Genomic DNA, 23,659 nt, shown 5'->3' on the forward strand with positions numbered 1-23,659 from the left:
GGAAGTGTCCGACAGGGAACCGCCCCGCCGCCGCGTGCCCGGCCCCACCCGGCCCGCCCGCCCGGGCGCCGGACAGCGCCCCGGACCCGGCGCCCGGCAGGCCCGTGCCCCCCGCCCGGCAGCACGCCCCCGGCCGTCCCGCCCGGCGCCCCCGAAGGTCATCAGGCTGGGCAGCCCCCGTCCCCGGCTGCGCCTGGTCGGCCTGGCCCTGGCACTGGTCCTGAGCATCTTTGTGGTCCGACTGCTCCAGGTGCAGGCCGTCGAGGCCGACACCTACGCGGCCAAGGCCGGACAGAACCGCTACGTCGGCCAGGTGCTGGACGCCGAGCGCGGCGAGATCACCGACCGCAACGGTATCGCCCTCGCGACCAGCGAGGACGCCTACGACATCACCGCCGACCCCACGCTGTTCGCCCCGGACCAGCTGGAAATCCCCGACGGCCCGGAACAGGCGGCCACCCTCCTCGCCCCGATCCTCGGCCAGGACCAGGACCAGCTGGTCGACAAGCTGCGGCCCGAGAACAAGGCCCTGCGCTACGTCAAGCTCGCGAGCCGTCAGACCCCCCAGGTATGGCAGCAGATCAAAGACCTGAAGTCCGCGCTGGCCAAGAAGGCGGAGACCGACGCGTCCTCCGTCAACGTCCTCGCCGGTGTCCTGTCCGTGCCCACCAGCAAGCGGGTGTACCCCAACAACGAACTCGCCGCCGGGATACTGGGCTGGGTCGACGCCGAGGGCAAGGGCGGCGGCGGCATCGAACTCCAGCTGGACAAGCGGCTCGCCGGCGAGGACGGCAAGATCCGCTACGCCCAGTCCGGCGGCCGTCTGGTGCCGACCGCGGGCTCCACCGAGACGCCGGCCGTCCCCGGCAGCGACGTCGAGCTCACCATCGACCGCGACCTCCAGTGGGCCGCACAGAACGCCATCAGCGAGCAGGTGGACAAGTCGAAGGCCGACCGCGGCTACGTCATCGTCCAGGACACCCGCACCGGTGAGGTCCTTGCCATGGCCAACGCGCCCGGGTTCGATCCGAACGACCTCTCCGAGGCCGATCCGGCGGCCCTCGGCAACGCCGCCGTCCAGGACGCCTTCGAGCCGGGATCCACCGCCAAGGTCTTGTCCATGGCGGCCGTACTGGAGGAGGGGGCGGCCACTCCGCAGACGCACGTCGTCGTACCCAACCGGCTGCACCGGGGCGACCGTCTGTTCAAGGACGACGTCGACCACCCGACCTGGCACCTCACCCTCAACGGGGTGCTCGCCAAGTCCAGCAACATCGGCACCATCCTGGCCACCGGCCAGCTCGGCAAGACCCAGGCCGCCGCCAACAAGGTGCTCTACGACTACCTGCGTGCGTTCGGGCTCGGCAGCCACACCGGACTCGGTTTCCCCGGCGAGACCAAGGGCATCCTCGCCCCGCCCGACGCCTGGTCGACCTCCCAGCAGTACACGATTCCTTTCGGCCAGGGAGTGTCCGTCAACGCCATGCAGGCCGCGTCCGTCTACTCCACCATCGCCAACGGCGGTGTACGCGTCGAACCCTCACTGGTGCGCGGCACCCAGGGGCCCGACGGGAGCTTCACCCCCGCCCCGAAGCCCGAGAAGGCACGGGTCGTCAGCCAGAAGACGGCGAAGACGCTCGCCCGGATGCTGGAGTCGGTGGTCGACGACGAGGAGGGCACCGGCACCAAGGCGCGCATCCCCGGCTACCGGGTGGCGGGGAAGACGGGTACGGCCAACCGCGTGGATCCGGCCACCGGCAAGTACCACGGCTACACCTCCTCCTTCGCCGGATTCGCACCCGCCGACCAGCCCCGCGTCACCGTCTCCTGCGTCATCCAGAACGCCACCGAGGGCAGTTACTTCGGAGGCCAGATCTGCGGACCCGTCTACAAGCAGGTCATGGAGTTCGCCCTCAAGACCCTCCAGGTGCCGCCGACCGGCGCCGAACCCGCCGACCTCCCGGTCACCTTCACACGCTGACCGGCCGCGAACCCCTCGCGTCCGGCCCGCACGGAACCACCCAGGAACAGCCCGTGACAACGACCTCCCCCGATCCCGGGAACCGGGACGCCCCCCGCTCCGCACCGGAACCCGGCGCTCCGCATTTCTCCCCGCCGGCCCCCCGGGCGGCACCGCGCGCGGCCCCCTCTTTCGCTCCGCGACGGGTGAGCCCGGTACGCTCACCGCCGTGCCACACCCTGACCAGTCCCAAACCACTCAGAAGGGTCAAACCGTGACATTTCCCGGGCCGCCCCGGCCGGCGCGGGTCACCGCCACACCCCTCGCGGAACTCGCCGGTCAACTGGGTACCACCGTGCCGCAGCGGACCGCCGACGTCACGGGCATCACCCATGACTCGCGCGCGGTGCGCCCCGGCGACCTGTACGCCGCCCTCCCCGGCGCCCGCGTGCACGGCGCCGAGTTCGTCGAACAGGCCGCGGGCCTCGGCGCGGTCGCCGTGCTCACCGACCCGAGCGGCGCCGAACGCGTAGCCGCGGCCGGGCTCCCCGCCCTGGTGGTCGACGACCCCCGCGCGGGCATGGGCGAACTGGCGGCCACGATCTACGGCCACCCGGGCCGCGACCTGCTCCAGATCGGCATCACCGGCACCTCCGGCAAGACCACCACCGCCTACCTCGTCGAGGGCGGCCTGAAGACCGTCCGCAGTACGGGGCTGATCGGCACCGTCGAGATGCGCATCGGTGACGAGCGCATCAAGTCCGAACGCACCACGCCGGAGGCCACCGACCTCCAGGCCCTGTTCGCCGTCATGCGTGAACGCGGCACCGACGCGGTCGCCATGGAGGTCTCCAGCCACGCCCTCGTCCTGGGCCGGGTGGACGGCTGCGTCTTCGACATCGCCGTCTTCACCAACCTGAGCCCGGAACACATGGAGTTCCACTCCGACATGGAGGACTACTTCGGGGCCAAGGCGCAGCTGTTCACCCCGCTGCGCAGCCGGCTCGCCGTGGTCAACGCCGACGACGAGTACGGCCGCCGCCTCACCAAGGAGGCCGGCGTCCCCGTCATCACCTACTCCGCCGAAGGGCACCCCGACGCCGACTGGCGCGCCGGGGACGTCGAGGTCGGCCCCACCGACTCCACGTTCACCGCGATCGGCCCCCAGGACGAGCGGATCGCCGCCCGGTCGCCGCTGCCGGGTCCCTTCAACGTGGCCAACACCCTCGCCGCGATCGTCGCCCTCGCCGCCGCCGGACTGGACCCGCAGGCCGCCGCCGACGGTGTCGCCGCCGTTCCCGGCGTGCCCGGCCGCCTGGAGCGCGTGGACGCCGGCCAGCCGTACCTCGCGGTGGTCGACTACGCCCACAAGACCGACGCCGTCGAGTCGGTGCTGCGCGCCCTGCGCAGGGTCACCGAGGGCAAGGTCCACGTGGTGCTCGGCTGCGGCGGCGACCGGGACGTCACCAAGCGCCCGGCGATGGGCGCCGCGGCGGCCCGGCTCGCCGACACCGCCGTACTGACCTCCGACAACCCCCGCTCCGAGGACCCCCTCGCGATCCTTGCCACCATGCTCCAGGGCGCGGCCTCCGTGCCCGCTCACGAGCGCGGCGAGGTGCAGGTCTTCGAGGACCGGGCCGCGGCGATCGCCGCCGCCGTCGCCCGCGCGCAGCCCGGCGACGCCGTGCTGGTCGCAGGCAAGGGCCACGAGCAGGGACAGGACATCGCCGGGGTGGTGCGTCCCTTCGACGACCGCCAGGTGCTTCGCGAAGCTATCCAGCAGACCCAGGGATGAACTTGTGATCGCCCTCTCCCTCGCCGAGATCGCAGAAGTCGTCGGCGGACAGACGTACGACATACCGGATCCGTCCGTCCCGGTCACCGGGCCGGTCGTCCGGGACTCACGGGAGGTGGTGCCGGGCAGCCTGTTCGTCGCCTTCGTCGGTGAGCGCGTGGACGGCCACGACTACGCGGCCGCGGTCGTCGAGGCCGGTGCGGTCGCCGTGCTCGCCTCCCGGCCCGTGGGGGTGCCCGCGATCGTCGTCCAGGACGTCCAGGACGCGCTGGGCGCCCTCGCCCGGCACGTCGTACGGCGTCTGGGCGCCATCCTCGTCGCACTGACCGGCTCGGCCGGCAAGACCAGCACCAAGGACCTCATCGCGCAGGTGCTGCGGCGCAGAGCGCCGACCGTCTTCACCCCCGGTTCCCTCAACAACGAGATCGGACTGCCGCTGACCGCGCTCACCGCCACCCGGGAAACCCGTTTCCTCGTGCTGGAGATGGGCGCCCGCGGGATCGGTCACATCCGCTACCTCGCCGGCCTCACCCCGCCGAAGATCGGCCTGGTGCTCAACGTGGGCACCGCGCACATCGGCGAGTTCGGCGGCCGGGAGCAGATCGCCCAGGCCAAGGGGGAACTCGTCGAGGCGCTCCCCGAGGACGGCACCGCGGTCCTCAACGCGGACGACCCGCTCGTACGGGCCATGGCGTCCCGCACGAAGGCGGGGGTGCTCCTCTTCGGAGAGAGTGACGAAGCGGACGTTCGGGCCGAGAACGTGCGACTCACGGACAGTGGACAGCCCTCGTTCAGGCTTCACACACCCTCCGGTGCAAGCGACGTGACCATGCGCCTGTACGGTGAGCACCACGTGTCGAACGCGCTCGCCGCGGCCGCCGTCGCCCACGAGTTGGGCATGTCCGCAGACGAGATCGCACTCGCGCTCTCCGAAGCGGGCTCCCTCTCCCGCTGGCGGATGGAGGTCACCGAGCGCCCGGACGGCGTGACGGTCGTCAACGACGCCTACAACGCGAACCCCGAGTCCATGCGAGCCGCCCTGCGCGCGCTCGCGGCCATGGGCAAGGGACGCCGTACGTGGGCGGTGCTCGGCAAGATGGCCGAGCTCGGGGACGAGGCGCTCGCCGAGCACGACGCGGTCGGACGGCTCGCCGTCCGGCTCAACGTCAGCAAGCTCGTCGCGGTCGGGGGCAGGGAAGCCGCCTGGCTGCAACTGGGCGCACATAACGAGGGTTCGTGGGGTGAGGAGTCGGTGCACGTGTCCGACGCACAGGCGGCTGTCGACCTGTTGCGCAGCGAATTGCGCCAGGGAGACGTCGTTCTCGTGAAGGCGTCCCGTTCGGTCGGTCTCGAGAGCGTGGCGCAGGCGCTGCTCGCGACCGTCACCGAGGGTGGGGTCGTCGCCCGATGATGAAGCAGATCCTGTTCGCAGGAGTCATTGGCCTCTTCCTGACGCTGGTCGGCACCCCGCTGCTGATCAAGCTGCTCGCACGCAAGGGGTACGGGCAGTACATCCGGGACGACGGCCCGCGCGAGCACGCCAGCAAGCGCGGTACGCCGACGATGGGCGGTATCGCCTTCATCCTGGCGACGGTCGCCGCGTACTTCCTGGCCAAGGTGATCACGGTCTCCCTGGACCCGGACGTCGACGCGTCGCCGACCTTCTCGGGTCTGCTGGTGCTGGGCCTGATGGTGGGCATGGGCATCGTCGGCTTCCTGGACGACTACATCAAGATCGTCAAGCGGCGTTCGCTGGGCCTGCGGGCCAAGGCGAAGATGTCCGGCCAGCTGATCGTCGGCATCACCTTCGCCGTACTCGCCCTGCAGTTCGCGGACAACCAGGGCAACACACCGGCGTCCACCAAGCTGTCGTTCATCACCGACTTCGGCTGGACCATCGGCCCGGTGCTGTTCGTCGTCTGGGCGCTGTTCATGATTCTCGCCATGTCGAACGGCGTGAACCTGACGGACGGCCTGGACGGCCTGGCCACCGGTGCCTCCGTCCTGGTCTTCGGCGCCTACACGTTCATCGGCGTCTGGCAGTTCCAGGAGTCCTGCGTCAACGCGCAGACCCTGACCAATCCGGGTGCCTGTTACGTGGTGAGGGACCCCCTCGACCTCGCCGTGATCGCCTCCGCGCTGATGGGCTCCTGCCTCGGCTTCCTGTGGTGGAACACCTCGCCGGCCAAGATCTTCATGGGAGACACCGGCTCGCTCGCGCTCGGCGGTGTCCTCGCCGGCCTCGCGATCTGCTCCCGCACCGAGCTGCTGCTCGCCATCCTGGGTGGCCTGTTCGTCCTCATCACCATGTCGGTGGTCATCCAGGTCGGCTCCTTCCGGCTCACCGGGAAACGCGTCTTCCGCATGGCACCGCTCCAGCACCACTTCGAACTCAAGGGGTGGTCCGAAGTCCTTGTCGTGGTCCGCTTCTGGATCATCCAGGGCATCTGCGTGATCGTCGGGCTCGGCCTCTTCTACGCGGGATGGGCTGCGGACAAGTGACCGCACCAGAGACATCGCAGCCCCCGGAGCCCTACCGGTTCCGGGGCAGGCACATCACCGTCGCCGGGCTCGGCGTCTCCGGCCTCCCGGCGGCCAGGGCGCTGCACGGCCTCGGCGCGCACGTCACGGTCGTCAACGACGGTGACGACGACCGTGCCCGCACCCAGGCGGCCGGACTGGAAGAGCTCGGCATCACCGTCCGCCTCGGCGAACAGGCCGCGAGCATCCTGCCCGAGGGCACCGAACTCGTCGTCACCGCACCGGGCTGGAAGCCCGGCAAGCCACTGTTCGCCGCCGCCGAACAGGCCGGTGTCCCGATCTGGGGCGACGTCGAACTGGCCTGGCGGCTGCGCGGCCAGGGCGCCCCGCCCTGGCTCGCGGTCACCGGCACCAACGGCAAGACCACCACCGTCCGGATGCTCGCCTCGATCCTCGGTGCGGCGGGCCTGCGCACCGCGGCCGTCGGCAACATCGGCGTCTCGCTCCTCGACGCGGTGCTCGGCGACGAGCCCTACGACGTGCTCGCCGTGGAACTGTCCAGCTACCAGCTCCACTGGTCCTCCTCCGTGCGCGCGCACTCGGCGGCGGTGCTCAACCTCGCCCCCGACCACCTCGACTGGCACGGTTCCATGGAGGCGTACGCCGCCGACAAGGGCCGCGTCTACGAGGGCAACCGGATCGCCTGCGTCTACAACGCCGACGCCACCGACAAGCCGTCCACCGAGGACCTGGTCCGCGAGGCCGACGTCCAGGAGGGCTGCCGCGCCGTCGGCTTCACCCTCGGCACCCCCGGCCCCTCCCAACTCGGCGTGGTCGACGGCATCCTGGTCGACCGCGCCTTCGTCGAGGACCGGCAGGGCAGCGCCCGGGAACTCGCCGAGGTCGCCGACGTCGACCCGCCCGCCCCGCACAACATCGCCAACGCTCTTGCCGCCGCCGCCCTCGCGCGCGCCTACGGGGTACCGGCCGCGGCCGTACGGGACGGGCTGCGCGCCTTCACCCCGGACGCCCACCGCATCGCGCATGTCGCCGACGTGGACGAGGTCGCCTGGGTCGACGACTCCAAGGCGACCAACACCCATGCCGCGCAGGCCTCGTTGGCGGCCTACGAGTCGATCGTGTGGATCGCCGGCGGACTCGCCAAGGGCGCCGTCTTCGACGAACTGGTCGCCGGCTCGGCGAAGCGCCTGCGCGGCGTCGTCCTGATCGGCGCGGACCGCGCGCTGATCCGCGAAGCCCTGGCGCGACACGCACCGGAGGTACCCGTGGTGGACCTCGCACGGACCGACACTGGGGCGATGCTCCAGGCTGTCCAGGAGGCGAAGCGGCTCGCCCGGCCCGGCGACACGGTGCTGCTGGCCCCGGCCTGCGCCTCGATGGACATGTTCGCCAACTACAACAGGCGCGGTGAGGCGTTCGCACAGGCGGTGCGCGAACTCGGTGCCTGACCCGGCCGCCTGCGCCGGGCGACCTTGGGAGGGACGCGTGGGACCGTCGAGGCGCTCGAGACGCCATGGGGCGCACAGCGGAGGCCGTCATGCCCACTAGCCGCACCGGACGGCCTCCCGTGCAGCGGGCGCCCCGTCGCCCCGCCGCGCCCCGGCCCGCCCGCGAGAACCCCCTCCGCGCCCTCCGCACACGGGCGTACAAGGCCTGGGACCGGCCGCTGACCGCCTACTACCTGATCCTCGGCGGCAGCGCGCTGATCACCGTGCTCGGCCTGGTGATGGTCTACTCGGCCTCCCAGATCACCGCGCTGCAGATGTCGCTGCCGGGCTCGTACTTCTTCCGCAAACAGCTTCTGGCCGCCGGTATCGGGGCCGTGCTGCTGCTCGCGGCCTCCCGGATGCCGGTGAGACTGCACCGGGCGCTGTCCTACCCCATCCTCGCGGGCGCCGTCTTCCTGATGATCCTGGTGCAGGTGCCGGGGGTAGGGATGGCGGTCAACGGAAACCAGAACTGGATCGCCCTCGGCGGCTCCTTCCAGCTCCAGCCCAGCGAGTTCGGCAAGCTCGCCCTGGTGCTGTGGGGGGCCGATCTGCTCGCCCGCAAACAGGAGAAGCGGCTGCTGTCCCAGTGGAGGCACATGCTGGTGCCGCTCGTGCCGGCCGCCTTCATGCTGCTCGGACTGATCATGCTCGGCGGCGACATGGGCACGGCGATCATCCTCACCGCGATCCTCTTCGGCCTGCTCTGGCTGGCCGGGGCGCCCACCCGGCTGTTCGTCGGTGTGCTGGCCGTCGCCGCGCTGATCGGCGCGCTCCTCATCAGGACCAGCCCGAACCGCATGGCCCGGCTCGCCTGCATCGGTGCCACCGAACCCCGGGCCGGCCCCGTCGACTGCTGGCAGGCCGTGCACGGGATCTACGCCCTCGCCTCCGGCGGGATCTTCGGTTCCGGGCTCGGTGCGAGTGTGGAGAAATGGGGGCAACTTCCGGAAGCCCACACCGACTTCATCTTCGCCATCACCGGTGAGGAACTGGGCCTGGCAGGGACGCTGTCGGTACTCGCCCTGTTCGCGGCTCTAGGCTATGCGGGTATCCGCGTGGCCGGACGCACGGAGGACCCCTTCGTGAGGTATGCCGCGGGAGGCGTGAGCACCTGGATCATGGCCCAGGCCGTGATCAACATGGGTGCGGTCCTCGGGCTGCTCCCGATCGCCGGTGTCCCCCTCCCGCTGTTCTCCTACGGGGGCTCCGCCCTGTTGCCGACCATGTTCGCCATCGGGCTGCTGATCGCCTTCGCGCGTGACGATCCCGCTGCGCGGGCGGCGCTTGCGATGCGGCAACCCCGCTTTGGTAGAAAGCGGGGCGGGGGTCCCCAGCGACCCCGCAGATGGAACACGATGCGACGGCGCGCCATGGCGGCACGCTCGTCCGGAGAGCGGTGAATTTCGGTGCATGTCGTACTCGCCGGCGGAGGAACCGCGGGCCACATCGAGCCCGCGCTCGCCCTCGCGGACGCCCTGCGCAGGCAGGATCCGTCCGTGGGCATCACGGCCCTGGGCACGGAACGCGGTCTCGAGACACGTCTGGTACCCGAGCGCGGGTACGAACTGGCGTTGATCCCCGCCGTGCCGCTGCCGCGCAAGCCCACCCCCGAGCTGATCACGGTGCCGGGCCGGCTGCGCGGCACCATCAAGGCGACCGAGCAGATCCTGGAGCGGACCAAGGCGGACGCCGTGGTCGGTTTCGGCGGCTATGTCGCCCTGCCCGGCTACCTCGCCGCCAAGCGGCTCGGTGTGCCGATCGTCATCCACGAGGCCAACGCCCGCCCCGGCCTGGCCAACAAGATCGGTTCCCGGTACGCGGCCCGGGTCGCGGTCTCCACCCCGGACAGCAAGCTGCGCGACGCCCGCTACATCGGGATCCCGCTGCGCCGCTCCGTCGCCACCCTGGACCGGGCCGCCGTGCGGCCCGAGGCCCGCGCCGCGTTCGGGCTCGACCCCAACCTGCCCACGCTGCTGGTCTCCGGCGGCTCGCAGGGCGCGCGCCGGCTGAACGAGGTCGTCCAGCAGGTCGCGCCGCGGCTGCAGCAGTCGGGCATCCAGATCCTGCACGCGGTCGGCCCGAAGAACGAACTGCCCCAGGTGCAGCAGATGCCGGGAATGCCCCCTTATATTCCGGTAGGTTACGTGGACCGGATGGACCTCGCGTACGCCGCGGCCGACATGATGCTCTGCCGCGCGGGCGCGATGACCGTCGCCGAACTCTCCGCCGTCGGGCTCCCGGCCGCCTACGTCCCGCTGCCCATCGGCAACGGTGAACAGCGGCTGAACGCCCAGCCGGTGGTCAAGGCAGGCGGCGGACTCCTGGTCGACGACGCGGAGCTGACGCCGGAGTGGGTGCAGCGGAACGTGCTGCCCGTACTGGCCGACCCGCACCGGCTGTACGAGATGTCCCGCGCCGCCGCCGAGTTCGGCCGCCGGGACGCCGACGACCTCCTCGTCGGCATGGTGTACGAGGCGATCGCCGCCCGCGGACGGCGGTAGCGGGGTGCGATCCGCCGGGCAGGCCTGTAGGGGCGTATGACGGAAGGCAGGATTCGTGGCCGGATCGACGACCGCCGAACGCGGTGAACGTCAGCGGAAGTCGTCCGGCCCGCCGCCCGTGCGGTGCCGACGGTGGCGGCGGTGGTGGCGGCGACATCTTCGTCTGATCGTCATCTTGTCGGTCGCCCTGGTATTCCTCGGCAGTGGCACGTTCTGGCTGCTGTACGGGTCCGATCTGGCCCGGGTGGAGCGGGTGACGGTGTCCGGCACCCGGGTTCTGAGCCCCGGGGAGGTGCGCGAGGCCGCCGATGTCCCCGTCGGGGACCCGCTGGCCGCGGTGGACACGGACGCGATCACCTCGCGGCTCCGCGAGGAATTGCCCCGGATCGACACGGTTGACGTGGTCCGTTCCTGGCCGCACGGAATCGGGCTGAACATCACCGAGCGGGTACCGGTTCTTCTGGTCGAAAAAGGCGGCGAGTTCACCGAGATCGACGACGGAGGTGTCCGGTACGCCACGGTTTCCAAGGCGCCCGAAGGTGTTCCCCGGCTGGAATTGGACGTGCGCCGGAGCGGCACCACGGCTGCGAGTCTGCGCCGCTTCGGCGAGAACCGCCTGGTGCGCGAGGCGGTGCGGGTCGCGCGTGAGGTGCCGGACGCCGTCGCCCGTACCGCGCGGAGCGTCGAGGTCCGTTCCTACGACGACATCTCGCTGGAACTGACGGGTGGCAGGACGGTCGACTGGGGAAGCGGCGAGAATGGTGCCGCGAAGGGCCGTGCGCTCACCGCTCTGCTGAAAGCGGCGCCCGACGCACGGCACTTCGATGTGAGTGTTCCCACCGCGCCCGCCTCATCAGGGAGTTGACGTACATCAGTGCAGGTCGGCCCCCTGGTTGGGTGGAGCCACGGCTGATCACATAGGGTGAAAAGAAAAACGGGAGGTTCGGCGTGTTCGTTGAACGTGCGCCACTTGTCGACTTAGTGTCCTGTTCAGAGGACTCCAGGGAACAGACACACTGGTAACCCTAAACTTCAACGTTAGGGTTCGGGTCGGCGATACGGACCGTCCCCATCGGCATCAGTCGTCGGACCGCGGCACGGCCGTGAGGCGGCGACACGTAACTCGAGGCGAGAGGCCTTCGACGTGGCAGCACCGCAGAACTACCTCGCAGTCATCAAAGTCATCGGTGTCGGCGGCGGTGGTGTCAATGCCATCAACCGGATGATCGAGGTCGGTCTCAAGGGCGTCGAGTTCATCGCCATCAACACCGACGCGCAAGCCCTGTTGATGAGCGATGCCGACGTCAAGCTCGACGTCGGCCGTGAACTCACCCGCGGACTCGGCGCCGGAGCCAATCCGGCCGTCGGCCGCAAGGCGGCCGAGGACCACCGAGAGGAGATCGAGGAGGTCCTCAAGGGGGCCGACATGGTCTTCGTGACGGCCGGCGAGGGCGGCGGCACCGGCACCGGCGGGGCCCCCGTGGTGGCCAACATCGCCCGCTCGCTCGGCGCTCTCACCATCGGCGTGGTCACCCGCCCGTTCACCTTCGAAGGGCGGCGCCGCGCCAACCAGGCGGAGGACGGTATCGCCGAGCTCCGCGAAGAGGTCGACACCCTCATCGTCATCCCCAACGACCGGCTGCTGTCCATCTCGGACCGCCAGGTCTCGGTCCTGGACGCCTTCAAGTCGGCGGACCAGGTCCTGCTCTCCGGTGTCCAGGGCATCACCGACCTCATCACCACCCCCGGCCTGATCAACCTCGACTTCGCTGACGTCAAGTCGGTCATGTCCGAGGCAGGGTCGGCCCTCATGGGCATCGGCTCGGCCCGCGGCGACGACCGCGCGGTGGCCGCCGCCGAGATGGCGATCTCCTCACCGCTGCTGGAAGCCTCCATCGACGGTGCCAGGGGCGTCCTGCTCTCCATCTCCGGCGGCAGCGACCTCGGCCTGTTCGAGATCAACGAGGCCGCCCAGTTGGTGAGCGAGGCGGCCCACCCCGAGGCCAACATCATCTTCGGCGCGGTGATCGACGATGCTCTCGGTGACGAGGTCCGGGTCACGGTGATCGCAGCCGGCTTCGACGGGGGTCAGCCGCCCTCGAAGCGGGACAACGTCCTCGGCTCCTCCTCGGCCAAGCGCGAGGAGCCCGCCCCCGCGCGCCAGCCCGAGAGCCGCCCGTCCTTCGGTTCCCTGGGCAGCGTCACGCCCAAGGAGGAGCCGGAGCAGGCCCCCGAGCCGGTCAGCGACGTCCCGGCCGCCCAGCCGCCCGTCCCGCCGTCCCGTACCTATGCGGACAGCACGGCCGAGGAACTGGACGTACCGGACTTCCTCAAGTGATAGGACAGCGTGACAGCGTGCGCGGCGCGCACTTCGCCCTCACCGACCGGTGGGGCGGGGTGAGCGCCGCTCCGTATGCGGAGCTCAATCTCGGGGGGGCGGTCGGCGACGACTCCGGCGCCGTGCGCGCCAACCGTGAACTGACCGCGAAGTCCCTTGGCCTGGACCCGGCCCGGGTGGTCTGGATGAACCAGGTGCACGGGGCCGACACGGTCGTGGTGGACGAGCCGTGGAGCGGAAGTCCCGTCCCCGGGGCCGACGCGGTGGTCACCGCGCGGCAGGGTCTCGCCCTCGCGGTGCTCACCGCCGACTGCGTCCCGGTGCTGCTCGCCGACCCCGTCGCCGGTGTCGTCGCGGCGGCCCACGCGGGCCGGCCCGGACTGGTCGCGGGCGTGGTCCCCGCCGCCGTACGGGCCATGACGGAACTCGGCGCAGATCCGGCCCGGATCGTCGCCCGCACCGGCCCCGCCGTCTGCGGCCGTTGTTACGAGGTGCCGGAGCGGATGCGTGCCGAGGTGGCCGCCGTCGAGCCGGCGGCGTACGGGGAGACGGGCTGGGGCACACCGGCGGTCGATGTGGCCGGGGGCGTGCACGCCCAGCTCGAACGGCTCGGCGTGGGCGACCGGGAGCAGTCGCCGGTGTGCACGCTGGAGTCGGAAGACCATTTCTCGTACCGGCGGGACCGCACCACCGGGCGGCTCGCGGGCTATGTGTGGCTGGACTGATGGGGCATGACGGACCGTAAGGGCGAACTCGCCGCGAATCTCGCGGATGTGGAGGAACGGATCGCCGCCGCATGCGCGGCCGCCGGGCGCGGGCGCGAGGAGGTGACACTGATCGTGGTCACCAAGACCTTCCCCGCGAGCGATGTGCGGATCCTGTCGGAGCTCGGTGTGCGGCACGTCGCCGAGAACCGTGATCAGGACGCCGCCCCGAAAGCCGCCGCATGTGCGGGCCTGCCCCTTGAATGGCACTTTGTCGGGCAACTTCAAACCAACAAGGTGCGTTCTGTGGTCGGTTACGCCGATTTCGTGCAGTCCGTCGACCGTTCCCGACTGGTCACGGCGCTCTCGAAGGAGGCCGTGCGCACCGGGCGCGAACTCGGCTGCCTCATCCAGGTCGCGCTCGACGCCGATGGGCCCGCGGCGGGAGGGGGGCGGGGTGAGCGCGGCGGCGTGGCGCCGGGCGGCATCGCGGAGCTGGCCGATCTCGTCGCCGGGGCCGAAGGGCTGCGGCTGGACGGGCTGATGACCGTCGCCCCGCTCACCGGGGAGTACGCGGGGCGGCAACGGGCCGCGTTCGAGCGCTTGATGGATTTGTCGACCGACCTGCGCGTGGCCCGTCCTGCTGCGAACATGGTCTCCGCGGGGATGAGTGCGGATCTCGAACAGGCTGTTGCGGCCGGAGCGACACATGTGCGCGTCGGCAGTGCGGTACTCGGAGTCCGCTCCAGGCTCGGGTAACGTCGCCAGGAAGTCGGACCACAGTAGAAAATATGGTCATTGCCGCTGATCGGCGGATTGAGGACCTTGTGGATCGCGGGCACTTGGCGGTCGTCAGCGGATCCACCACAGAGCGGAGGGCACGGAGAATGGCCGGCGCGATGCGCAAGATGGCGGTCTACCTCGGCCTCGTGGAGGACGATGGGTACGACGGCCGCGGATTTGACCCAGACGACGACTTCGAACCCGAACTCGACCCGGAGTCCGAGCGGGACCACCGACGGCACGAGCCGTCGCACCAGTCGCACAGCGCACACGGGGCACATCAGCCCCAAAGGGACGAAGGGGTGCGAATCGCCCAGTCGTCCCCGTCTCGTGAACCGGTCGCCCGGTCTGCTTCGCTTCCCGCTGAATCGGCACGCCCAGCGCGCATCGCGCCCGTGGCATCCATCACACAAGAACGCGCCAGCCTGGAGAAGAACGCACCGGTGATCATGCCCAAGGTCGTGTCGGAACGAGAGCCTTACCGGATCACCACACTTCACCCGCGGACCTACAACGAGGCCCGTACCATCGGGGAACACTTCCGCGAAGGCACTCCGGTGATCATGAATTTGACCGAGATGGACGACACGGACGCCAAGCGACTTGTCGACTTTGCGGCCGGTTTGGTGTTTGGTCTTCACGGCAGTATCGAGCGGGTGACGCAGAAGGTCTTCCTCCTGTCTCCTGCTAACGTCGATGTCACGGCGGAGGACAAGGCCCGTATCGCAGAGGGCGGGTTCTTCAACCAGAGCTGAGACGCAGGACCGGACAGAAGCAGGACACAGGGGAGAGGGACAAACAGACCATGAGCGTGTTCGCGCAGGTGATCTACATCGCGCTGATGGTGTTCCTCATCGTGCTCATCTTCCGTCTGGTCATGGACTACGTCTTCCAGTTCGCCCGCTCGTGGCAACCCGGCAAGGTGATGGTGGTCGTCCTGGAGGCCACCTACACTGTCACCGATCCACCGCTGAAGCTTCTGCGGCGGTTTATCCCGCCGCTGCGTCTCGGGGGCGTGGCGCTCGATCTGTCCTTCTTCGTACTGATGATCATTGTCTACATCCTGATCTCCCTCGTGGGCAGTGCGCTGAGGTGACTGTGGACGACATGGGCCTGCCGACTGCCGATGACTACGTTGAGGTGAAGAGATGCCGTTGACCCCCGAGGACGTGCGGAACAAGCAGTTCACAACCGTCCGCCTCCGAGAAGGCTATGACGAGGACGAGGTCGATGCCTTCCTTGATGAGGTCGAAGCCGAACTGACGCGCCTGCTCCGCGAGAACGAGGACCTGCGCGCCAAACTGGCCGCGGCCACGCGCGCTGCTGCCCAGAACCAGCAGAACATGCGCAAGCCTCCGGACCAGCAGGACCAGCAGCAACAGCAGCAACAGCAACAGGGGCCGCCCCAGGGCATGCCCCAGCAGGGCATGCGAGGCCCCGGCGGTCCGGTGCCCGCCGGCATATCGGGCCCGCCGCAGCAGCAGATGGGTGGCCCCATGGGTGGTCCGCCCCAGCTGCCGAGCGGTGCGCCGCAGCTGCCCGCCGGCCCCGGCGGTCAGGGGGGTCCGCAGGGCCCCGGCCCGATGGGCCAGGGCCCCGGCTCCATGGGTCAGGGCGGCTCCATGGGTCAGGGCGGCTCCATGGGGCAGGGCGGCCCGATGGGTCAGGGTGGCCCGATGGGCCAGGGCGGCCCGATGCAGGGCCAGATGCAGGGGCAGATGGGCCACGGTGGCCCGATGGGTGGCCCCGGCGGCCCCATGGGTGGCCCTCCCGGCCTTCCCGGACAGCAGGGCGGCCCCGGCGGAGACAGCGCGGCCCGCGTGCTCTCGCTGGCCCAGCAGACCGCCGACCAGGCGATCGCCGAGGCCCGTTCCGAAGCCAACAAGATCGTCGGCGAGGCACGTTCGCGTGCCGAGGGTCTCGAGCGGGACGCCCGCTCCAAGGCGGACGCCCTGGAGCGGGACGCGCAGGAGAAGCACCGCGTCGCGATGGGCTCCCTGGAGTCCGCCCGCGCCACGCTGGAGCGCAAGGTCGAGGACCTGCGCGGCTTCGAGCGCGAGTACCGTACGCGGCTGAAGTCCTACCTGGAGTCGCAGCTGCGTCAGCTGGAGACCCAGGCGGACGACTCGCTCGCCCCACCTCGTCAGCCCGCCGCCCCGTCGCTGCCGCCGTCCCCGGCGCCTTCCATGGCTCCGGCCGGTGCCGGTGCGCCGTCCTACGGCGGCAACCAGCAGCTGGGCGGCGGCCCCGGCCAGTCCGGCCCGTCGTACGGGGGTGGCCAGCAGCAGATGCAGCCGGCGATGACCCAGCCCATGGCGCCGGTGCGCCCGCAGGGGCCGTCGCCGATGGGTCAGGCGCCCTCGCCCATGCGCGGGTTCCTGATCGACGAGGACGACAACTGACGGCCTGATGGCCATGAGTACGGCGTAGCGGCCGACAGCGTTCAGGCGGGGCCCCGGGTTCTGGAACCCGGGGCCTCGCCCTTGTGCTACGCGCGTTCGGCCCCTTTGCGGTGGTTGTTCGAGGTGCGGGGCGGCTGTCCGTAGGACGCAACACCGAAGGGCCCGGGCCGCCGCATCGTTCTCGGCGGACCCGGGCCCTCCGGCGTACCGGGTGGTGCGGGACGCGCTGGGCGCGCCGGTGTGAACCACCCGCCGGGCCTCACGCCTTGCGGAGGCGGAAGGTCAGGGACAGGCCCTCGTCGGTGAACGGCTGCCCGTAGGCGCCGTCCGCCTCGTCCTGGGCGCCGTGCTCATTCACGAAGGCCGTGGCCAGGACCTCGTCCGAGATCAGGCCGGAGTGTTCGGCCAGGGCCGCGACCGTGGCGTCGTCCGTCGCCGTCCAGCGCAGGGCGATCCGGTCGGCCACGTCGAGGCCGCTGTTCTTGCGGGCTTCCTGGATCAGCCGGATCGCGTCCCGGGCCAGGCCGGCACGGCGCAGCTCCTCGGTGATCTCCAGGTCCAGGGCGACCGTGGCACCGGCGTCGGACGCCACCGACCAGCCCTCGCGCGGGGTCTCCGTGATGATCACCTCGTCCGGGGCGAGAGTGATCGTCTCACCGTCGACCTCCACCGAGGCGGTGCCCTCGCGCAGCGCCAGGGACAGCGCGGCGGCGTCCGCGTCCGCGACGGCCTTGGCGACGTCCTGGACGCGCTTGCCGAACCGCTTTCCCAGGGCACGGAAGTTGGCCTTGGCCGTCGTGTCCACCAGCGAGCCGCCCACCTCGGACAGGGACGCCAGGGACTCGACGTTCAGCTCCTCGGTGATCTGTGTGTGCAGTTCGGGGTGGAGGGCGCCGAAGCCGCTCGCCGCGATCAGGGCGCGCTTGAGGGGCTGGCGGGTCTTGACGCCCGACTCCGCGCGGGTGGCCCGCCCCAGCTCCACCAGGCGGCGCACCAGCACCATCTGCTTCGACAGCTCCGGGTCGATCAGCGTCAGGTCGGCCTCGGGCCAGGAGGACAGGTGGACCGACTCCGGAGCGTCTGGGGTGACCGGCACGACCAGGTCCTGCCAGACCCGCTCGGTGATGAACGGGGTCAGCGGGGCCATCAGCCCGGTGACCGTCTCGACGACCTCGTGCAGGGTGCGCAGCGCGGCCTTGTCGCCCTGCCAGAAGCGGCGCCGGGACCGGCGCACGTACCAGTTGGACAGGTCGTCGACGAAGGCGGACAGCAGCTTGCCGGCGCGCTGGGTGTCGTAGCTGTCCAGCGCCCGGGTCACCTGGTCGGTGAGCGCGTGCAGTTCGGAGAGCAGCCAGCGGTCCAGCAGCGGGCGGTCGGCGGGTGCCGGATCGGCCTCGGACGGTGCCCAGCCGGACGTACGCGCGTACAGAGCCTGGAAGGCTACGGTGTTCCAGTAGGTCAGGAGCGTCTTGCGGACGACCTCCTGGATGGTGCCGTGACCCACCCTGCGGGCCGCCCACGGGGAACCGCCGGCCGCCATGAACCAGCGGACCGCGTCCGCGCCGTGCTGGTCCATCAGCGGGACCGGGTCCAGGGTGTTGCCCAGGTGCTTGGACATTTTGCGGCCGTCCTCGGCGAGGATGTGGCCGAGGCAGACGACGTTCTCGTACGAGGACTTGTCGAAGACCAGGGTGCCGACCGCCATCAGCGTGTAGAACCAGCCGCGGGTCTGGTCGATGGCCTCGCAGATGAACTGCGCCGGGTAACGGCTCTCGAACAGTTCCTTGTTCTTGTGCGGGTAGCCCCACTGCGCGAACGGCATCGAACCCGAGTCGTACCAGGCGTCGATGACCTCCGGCGCGCGCGTGGCCGTCCTCCCGCAGCCGTCCTGCGGGCAGGCGAAGGTGACCTCGTCGATGAACGGGCGGTGCGGGTCGAGGTCCGACTGGTCGGTGCCGGTGAGTCCGGTCAGCTCGGCGAGCGAGCCGACACAGGTGAGGTGGTCGTCCTCGCAGCGCCAGATCGGCAGCGGGGTGCCCCAGTAGCGGTTGCGGGACAGCGCCCAGTCGATGTTGTTGTTCAGCCAGTCGCCGTACCGGCCGTGCTTGACCGAGTCCGGGAACCAGTTGGTGCCCTCGTTCTCCTCGAGCAGGCGGTCCTTGACGGCCGTGGTGCGGATGTACCAGGAGGGCTGCGCGTAGTAGAGCAGCGCGGTGTGGCAGCGCCAGCAGTGCGGGTAGCTGTGCTCGTAGGGGGTGTGCTTGAACAGCAGGCCGCGGGCCGCCAGGTCCTCGGTCAGCCTCTCGTCCGCCTTCTTGAAGAAGACGCCGCCGACCATCGGGACGCCCTCCTCGAAGGTGCCGTCCGGGCGGACCGGGTTCACCACCGGCAGGCCGTAGGAGCGGCAGACCCTGAGGTCGTCCTCACCGAAGGCGGGGGACTGGTGGACCAGGCCCGTACCGTCCTCGGTGGTGACGTAGTCGGCGTTGACCACGTAGTGCGCCGGCTCCGGGAACTCCACGAACCCGAAGGGCCGCTGGTAGGTCCAGCGCTCCATCTCGGCGCCGGTGAAGGACGCGCCGGTGGTCTTCCAGCCCTCGCCGAGGGACCTGGCGACCAGTGGCTCGGCGACGACGAGCCGCTCCTCGCCGTTCGTCGCGACGACGTAGGTGACCTCGGGGTGCGTGGCGACGGCGGTGTTGGACACCAGCGTCCACGGCGTGGTCGTCCACACCAGGAGCGCGGCCTCGCCGGCCAGGGGGCCGGAGGTGAGCGGGAAGCGGACGTAGACGGACGGGTCGACGACCGTCTCGTAGCCCTGTGCCAGCTCGTGGTCGGACAGGCCGGTGCCGCAACGGGGGCACCAGGGGGCGACGCGGTGGTCCTGGACCAGCAGGTCCTTGTCGAAGATCTCCTTCAGGGACCACCAGACGGACTCGATGTACTCCGGGTCCATCGTGCGGTACGGGTCCTGGAGGTCGGCCCAGTACCCCATGCGGGTCGTGAGCTCCTCGAAGGCGTCGGTGTGGCGGGTCACCGACTCGCGGCACCTGGCGTTGAACTCGGCGATGCCGTACGCCTCGATGTCCTGCTTGCCGGAGAAACCGAGTTCCTTCTCCACCGCCAGCTCCACCGGGAGGCCGTGGCAGTCCCAGCCGGCCTTGCGGCCCACGTGGTAGCCGCGCATGGTGCGGAAGCGGGGGAAGACGTCCTTGAAGACGCGCGCCTCGATGTGGTGGGCGCCCGGCATGCCGTTGGCGGTGGGCGGGCCCTCGTAGAACACCCATTCGGGTCGACCCTCGGACTGCTCCAGGCTCTTGGCGAAGATCTTCTGTTCCTGCCAGAAGCCGAGCACCGCGTGCTCGAGAGCGGGCAGGTCGACCTGGGCGGGCACCTGTCGGTATGTCGGTGTTGTCATCAGCGGGCTTCCTCCGGCGGACTTGCTGCCTTCCGTCCGGAGGGACGAGAGCCGTGTCGATCCCTGCGCCGCTGTCGGCGCGCTCCCGCGGTACCACCCTCCTTGGCCCCCGGTGCGTCGTGTGCGCCGGTCGGCCCCCTCATTGGGGTCGCGATGCCGGTTCTACTCGACGCTGCTGTGGGCTGCGGCTTTCCTCCGGCGGCTCCGGGGTGATCTTCGCGTCGCGCTCGCCCCCGGGCTCACACCGTCCCCGGGTCGCTCTGGGCTGCGTACGCCGCTACTCGTCCCCATCCACGCTTTTCGCTCCGCCCAGTGTACGGCGCGCGGCGGACAGCGGCCGACCGGTTGTTCCGGGGGCGGCGGGTGGAGGGCCCGGGCGGGGCACGGCGGGGTCCGCGCGCATGCCGTACGAGTCGTGCATGGCCTGACATGCCACCGAATGGCACAGTACGGGTGTTCGGATTCTGCGACGTCCGACTTGGTGGCATACCCGGCGGGGAGCTGGGCACAACGCATGAAGGTCCGCCGCGCGGCGTCCGCGCGGCGGGCGATCGGGCGGTGCGCCCCGTTGCCGCGGGACCCGAGTCGATTTATCGTCCCAGCACGGTTGCGTGCAAGATCACAGCATGTGAAAAGGGGCCCCGGCCATGGTGGCGAAGAAGACCGCCGTACAGCAGTCGGCGTCCGGCACGGCCGCGTCCGCCGAGGAGTCCCGAAAGGGCACGAGGGCGACGGCGAAGGCGCGGACCGGGAAGAACACGGCGGGGAAGACGGGGAAGGCGGCCACGAAGCAGTCGGCCGGGAAGGCCGGATCGGCGAAGGCCGCGGCGGGGAAGGCCGGGGCCGGGAAAGCGAAGGCAGGGAAGGCCGCGGCGGCGAAGCCGGCCGGCGGGGCGTCCGCGGCCCGGAAGGGCGCCTCCGAAGCCTCCGCGGGCAGGAACCCCCGGCGGACGGCGGACGCCGCGCGCAAGGGCGGCACGGACACAGGCACCACCAGGACCAGCGGGGGCACACAGGACACGGCCGTGCATGGCACGGCCACTGACGCGGGTGCGGCCGAGGCCGTGACGCAGACGGGAGCGACGACGGTGGGTGCTAAGAAGACTCCTGGAACGGCGACGGCGGCGAAGACCGCCGTGCCCAAGGCGCGGATCGCGGCAGTGGAGCCCGGCGACCTCGCGGTGCGGCCGGGCGAGGAGCCCTGGACACCGGAAGAGGTCGAGGGCGCGCGGGCCGAACTGACGGCCGAGGTGCTGCGGCTGCGCGAGGAGATCACCTCGTCCGAACGGTCGCTGGCCGGCCTGATGCGGGACTCCGGTGACGGGGCGGGCGACGACCAGGCCGACACCGGCACGAAGAACATCACGCGTGAGCACGAACTGGCGCTCGCCGCCAACGCGCGCGAGATGCTCACCCAGTACGAGCGCGCCCTGCAGCGGCTGGACGCCGGTACCTACGGCCTGTGCGAGAACTGCGGCAATCCGATCGGCAAGGCCAGGATGCAGGCCTTCCCCCGGGCCACGCTGTGCGTCGAGTGCAAGCAGAAGCAGGAGCGCCGGTACTGAGCGCCGCCGTACGTGGCCTGAGCACGAGGGACGCACGGGGGGTGTCGTACCCTCGTCCTCAGTCAGGTACCTAGGTTGAGGGACTCACGTGGCAGAGGCGGAGCGCATCATCGGTACGCCGGAAACTCCGGACGCGGACCGGGACGAGCAGGACCGGGACGGGCGGGACCGGACCGGGCTCGAGGGGGCCGATGCCCAGGGCGCGGAGACGGAGCCGGCGGCCGGGGCACCCCGCGGCAAGCGGCGCGTGGCCGTGCTGTTCGCCGTCGCCGTCGTCGCCTACGCCCTCGACCTGGTCAGCAAGATGATCGTGGTCGCCAAGCTGGAGCACCACGAGCCCATCGAGATCGTCGGGGACTGGCTGAGGTTCGAGGCGATCCGCAACGCGGGCGCGGCGTTCGGCTTCGGGGAAGCCTTCACCGTGATCTTCACGCTGATCGCGACGGTGGTGATCGTGGTGATCATCCGGCTGGCCCGCAAGCTGTACAGCCTGCCCTGGGCGATCGCGTTGGGCCTGCTGCTCGGCGGTGCCCTCGGCAACCTCACGGACAGGATCTTCCGCTCCCCGGGGGTCTTCCAGGGCGCGGTCGTCGACTTCATCGCGCCCAAGCACTTCGCCGTCTTCAACCTGGCGGATTCGGCGATCGTCTGCGGCGGCATCCTGATCGTCCTGCTGTCCTTCCGGGGCCTCGACCCGGACGGGACCGTCCACAAGGACTGAGCAGGCCCGGGAGCGCGCGTACGGAGTTGCCGGACCGGTCCGGCATACTCGACGGGTGAGCACGATTCCCGAGATCCGGACCCTGCCCGTACCCGACGGACTGGAGGGCGAGCGCGTCGACGCCGCCATCTCCCGCATGTTCGGCTTCTCCCGGACCAAGGCGGCCGAACTCGCCACCGCGGGGAAGGTCATGGTCGACGGGTCGGTGGTCGGCAAGTCGGAGCGGGTGAGCGGGGGCGCCTGGCTCGAGGTGGAGATGCCGCAGGCGCCCGCCCCGGTACGGGTGGTCGCCGAGCTCGTCGAGGGCATGGAGATCGTGTACGACGACGACGACGTGGTCGTGATCGCCAAGCCGGTCGGCGTCGCCGCCCACCCCTCGCCGGGCTGGACCGGACCGACCGTGATCGGCGGTCTCGCCGCCGCCGGGTACCGCATCTCGACCTCCGGCGCCGCCGAGCGTCAGGGCATCGTGCACCGCCTCGACGTCGGCACCTCCGGTCTCATGGTGGTCGCCAAGTCGGAGTACGCGTACACGTCGCTGAAGCGCCAGTTCAAGGAGCGCACGGTCGACAAGCGTTACCACACCCTGGTCCAGGGCCACCCCGACCCGACCAGCGGCACCATCGACGCCCCCATCGGGCGGCATCCGAACCACGACTACAAGTGGGCGGTCACCGCCGAGGGCAAGCCTTCCGTCACGCACTACGACCTCGTCGAGGCCTTCCGCGCCGCCTCGCTCCTCGACGTCAAACTGGAGACCGGCCGCACCCACCAGATCCGCGTCCACATGGCCGCCCACCGGCACCCCTGCGTCGGCGACCTGACCTACGGTGCAGACCCCACGCTCGCCAAGCGGCTCGGTCTCACCCGCCAGTGGCTGCACGCCGTACGGCTCGGCTTCGAGCACCCCGGCGACGGCCTGTGGGCGGAGTTCACCAGCGACTACCCCGAGGACCTGCGCCAGGCGCTCGACCTGGTCCGGGAGGAGACCTACGCGTGAGCACCCCGTACGTGGTCCGCGAGGCGGTGGGAACCGACGACCTTCGGGCGTGCTTCGCGGTGCGCAAGGAGGTCTTCGTCGCCGAGCAGAAAGTGCCCGAGGACCTGGAGCACGACGCGTACGACGCCGGCGCCGTGCATGTGCTCGCGGCCGGTCAGGACGGCTCGGCGCTCGGCACCGGACGGCTGCTGCACGGAGGGGCCGCCGCGGCGAAGACCGGCGATGACGCGTCGGTCGGGTCCCTCGGGCGGCTCGCGGTGATGCGTCGGGCGCGAGGGCTCGGCGTCGGGGCCGCCCTGGTGCGGGGCATCGAGGAGGCGGCCCGCACCCGCGGTCTCACCGCCGTCGACCTGCACGCGCAGACCCACGCCCTGGGGTTCTACGAGCGGCTGGGGTATGGGGCGTACGGACCGGAGTTCCCGGACGCGGGGATGCCGCACCGGGCCATGCGGCGCGCTCTGTGACCGGCGGGTCTCCGTA

19 protein-coding genes are annotated in these 23,659 nt (G+C 70.7%); 18 read left to right on the plus strand and 1 reads right to left on the minus strand.

The genetic code is table 11. From position 1 onward, the window contains the following. Positions 1-4 precede the first annotated feature (4 nt). The 14 genes from HUV60_RS25395 (at position 5) to HUV60_RS25460 (ending at position 16,475) form a co-directional block, all read left to right on the plus strand. Complete coding sequence (locus HUV60_RS25395) at positions 5-1,981, plus strand: peptidoglycan D,D-transpeptidase FtsI family protein (protein WP_269441235.1); 1,977 nt, start codon at positions 5-7, stop codon at positions 1,979-1,981. A gap of 253 nt (positions 1,982-2,234) precedes the next feature. Further along, positions 2,235-3,755: a UDP-N-acetylmuramoyl-L-alanyl-D-glutamate--2,6-diaminopimelate ligase gene (locus tag HUV60_RS25400; protein ID WP_257849523.1), complete on the plus strand. Its 1,521-nt coding sequence runs from the start codon at positions 2,235-2,237 to the stop codon at positions 3,753-3,755. Positions 3,756-3,759: 4 nt separating this feature from the next. After that, positions 3,760-5,166 carry a UDP-N-acetylmuramoyl-tripeptide--D-alanyl-D-alanine ligase gene (locus HUV60_RS25405; RefSeq protein WP_257849524.1) on the plus strand — a complete coding sequence of 469 codons (1,407 nt, stop codon included), beginning with the start codon at positions 3,760-3,762 and terminating at the stop codon, positions 5,164-5,166. Beyond that, positions 5,166-6,257, plus strand: a complete 1,092-nt coding sequence (gene mraY, locus HUV60_RS25410) for a phospho-N-acetylmuramoyl-pentapeptide-transferase (RefSeq protein WP_257850250.1) — start codon at positions 5,166-5,168, stop codon at positions 6,255-6,257. Before HUV60_RS25405 ends, mraY begins: the two co-directional genes overlap by 1 nt. Next, on the plus strand, positions 6,239-7,705 hold the full coding sequence (gene murD / locus HUV60_RS25415; RefSeq protein WP_257849525.1) for a UDP-N-acetylmuramoyl-L-alanine--D-glutamate ligase: 1,467 nt from the start codon (positions 6,239-6,241) through the stop codon (positions 7,703-7,705). Before mraY ends, murD begins: the two co-directional genes overlap by 19 nt. An 89-nt stretch (positions 7,706-7,794) precedes the next feature. Continuing rightward, positions 7,795-9,147, plus strand: coding sequence for a putative lipid II flippase FtsW (gene ftsW, locus HUV60_RS25420; protein ID WP_257849526.1), 1,353 nt, complete (start codon positions 7,795-7,797; stop codon positions 9,145-9,147). Between the two features lie 6 nt (positions 9,148-9,153). Continuing rightward, on the plus strand, positions 9,154-10,248 hold the full coding sequence (murG, locus tag HUV60_RS25425) for an undecaprenyldiphospho-muramoylpentapeptide beta-N-acetylglucosaminyltransferase (RefSeq protein ID WP_257849527.1): 1,095 nt from the start codon (positions 9,154-9,156) through the stop codon (positions 10,246-10,248). A 55-nt stretch (positions 10,249-10,303) separates the two neighbouring features. Next, positions 10,304-11,113, plus strand: coding sequence for a cell division protein FtsQ/DivIB (locus HUV60_RS25430; RefSeq protein ID WP_257849528.1), 810 nt, complete (start codon positions 10,304-10,306; stop codon positions 11,111-11,113). 279 nt (positions 11,114-11,392) lie between these two features. Then, a complete protein-coding gene (ftsZ, locus tag HUV60_RS25435; protein WP_257849529.1) occupies positions 11,393-12,586 on the plus strand; it encodes a cell division protein FtsZ in 1,194 nt (397 codons plus the stop codon). Next, positions 12,583-13,311, plus strand: a complete 729-nt coding sequence (gene pgeF, locus HUV60_RS25440; protein ID WP_257849530.1) for a peptidoglycan editing factor PgeF — start codon at positions 12,583-12,585, stop codon at positions 13,309-13,311. The genes ftsZ and pgeF overlap by 4 nt, the downstream gene beginning before the upstream one ends. A gap of 6 nt (positions 13,312-13,317) precedes the next feature. Continuing rightward, positions 13,318-14,049, plus strand: a complete 732-nt coding sequence (locus HUV60_RS25445; RefSeq protein WP_257849531.1) for a YggS family pyridoxal phosphate-dependent enzyme — start codon at positions 13,318-13,320, stop codon at positions 14,047-14,049. Positions 14,050-14,177: 128 nt separating this feature from the next. Next, on the plus strand, positions 14,178-14,828 hold the full coding sequence (locus HUV60_RS25450; RefSeq protein ID WP_257850251.1) for a cell division protein SepF: 651 nt from the start codon (positions 14,178-14,180) through the stop codon (positions 14,826-14,828). 50 nt (positions 14,829-14,878) lie between these two features. Beyond that, positions 14,879-15,169 carry a YggT family protein gene (locus HUV60_RS25455; RefSeq protein ID WP_257849533.1) on the plus strand — a complete coding sequence of 97 codons (291 nt, stop codon included), beginning with the start codon at positions 14,879-14,881 and terminating at the stop codon, positions 15,167-15,169. A gap of 52 nt (positions 15,170-15,221) precedes the next feature. Then, on the plus strand, positions 15,222-16,475 hold the full coding sequence (locus HUV60_RS25460) for a DivIVA domain-containing protein (RefSeq protein WP_257849535.1): 1,254 nt from the start codon (positions 15,222-15,224) through the stop codon (positions 16,473-16,475). Positions 16,476-16,734: 259 nt separating this feature from the next. Here HUV60_RS25460 and ileS read toward each other — a convergent pair whose 3' ends face one another. Continuing rightward, positions 16,735-19,893: an isoleucine--tRNA ligase gene (gene ileS, locus HUV60_RS25465; protein WP_257849536.1), complete on the minus strand. Its 3,159-nt coding sequence runs from the start codon at positions 19,891-19,893 to the stop codon at positions 16,735-16,737. Between the two features lie 647 nt (positions 19,894-20,540). On the opposite strand from ileS, the gene HUV60_RS25470 reads away from it, so the two are divergent. The 4 genes from HUV60_RS25470 to HUV60_RS25485 all read left to right on the plus strand — a co-directional run bounded on the left by HUV60_RS25470 (position 20,541) and on the right by HUV60_RS25485 (position 23,643). Further along, positions 20,541-21,458 carry a TraR/DksA family transcriptional regulator gene (locus HUV60_RS25470; RefSeq protein ID WP_257849537.1) on the plus strand — a complete coding sequence of 306 codons (918 nt, stop codon included), beginning with the start codon at positions 20,541-20,543 and terminating at the stop codon, positions 21,456-21,458. A gap of 88 nt (positions 21,459-21,546) precedes the next feature. After that, complete coding sequence (gene lspA, locus HUV60_RS25475) at positions 21,547-22,179, plus strand: signal peptidase II (protein ID WP_257849538.1); 633 nt, start codon at positions 21,547-21,549, stop codon at positions 22,177-22,179. Positions 22,180-22,234: 55 nt separating this feature from the next. After that, positions 22,235-23,179: an RluA family pseudouridine synthase gene (locus HUV60_RS25480; protein ID WP_257849539.1), complete on the plus strand. Its 945-nt coding sequence runs from the start codon at positions 22,235-22,237 to the stop codon at positions 23,177-23,179. Further along, positions 23,176-23,643: a GNAT family N-acetyltransferase gene (locus tag HUV60_RS25485; protein WP_257849540.1), complete on the plus strand. Its 468-nt coding sequence runs from the start codon at positions 23,176-23,178 to the stop codon at positions 23,641-23,643. Before HUV60_RS25480 ends, HUV60_RS25485 begins: the two co-directional genes overlap by 4 nt. Positions 23,644-23,659 lie beyond the last annotated feature (16 nt).

It is taken from the genome of Streptomyces sp. KMM 9044, from assembly GCF_024701375.2.
Lineage (GTDB): Bacteria > Actinomycetota > Actinomycetes > Streptomycetales > Streptomycetaceae > Streptomyces.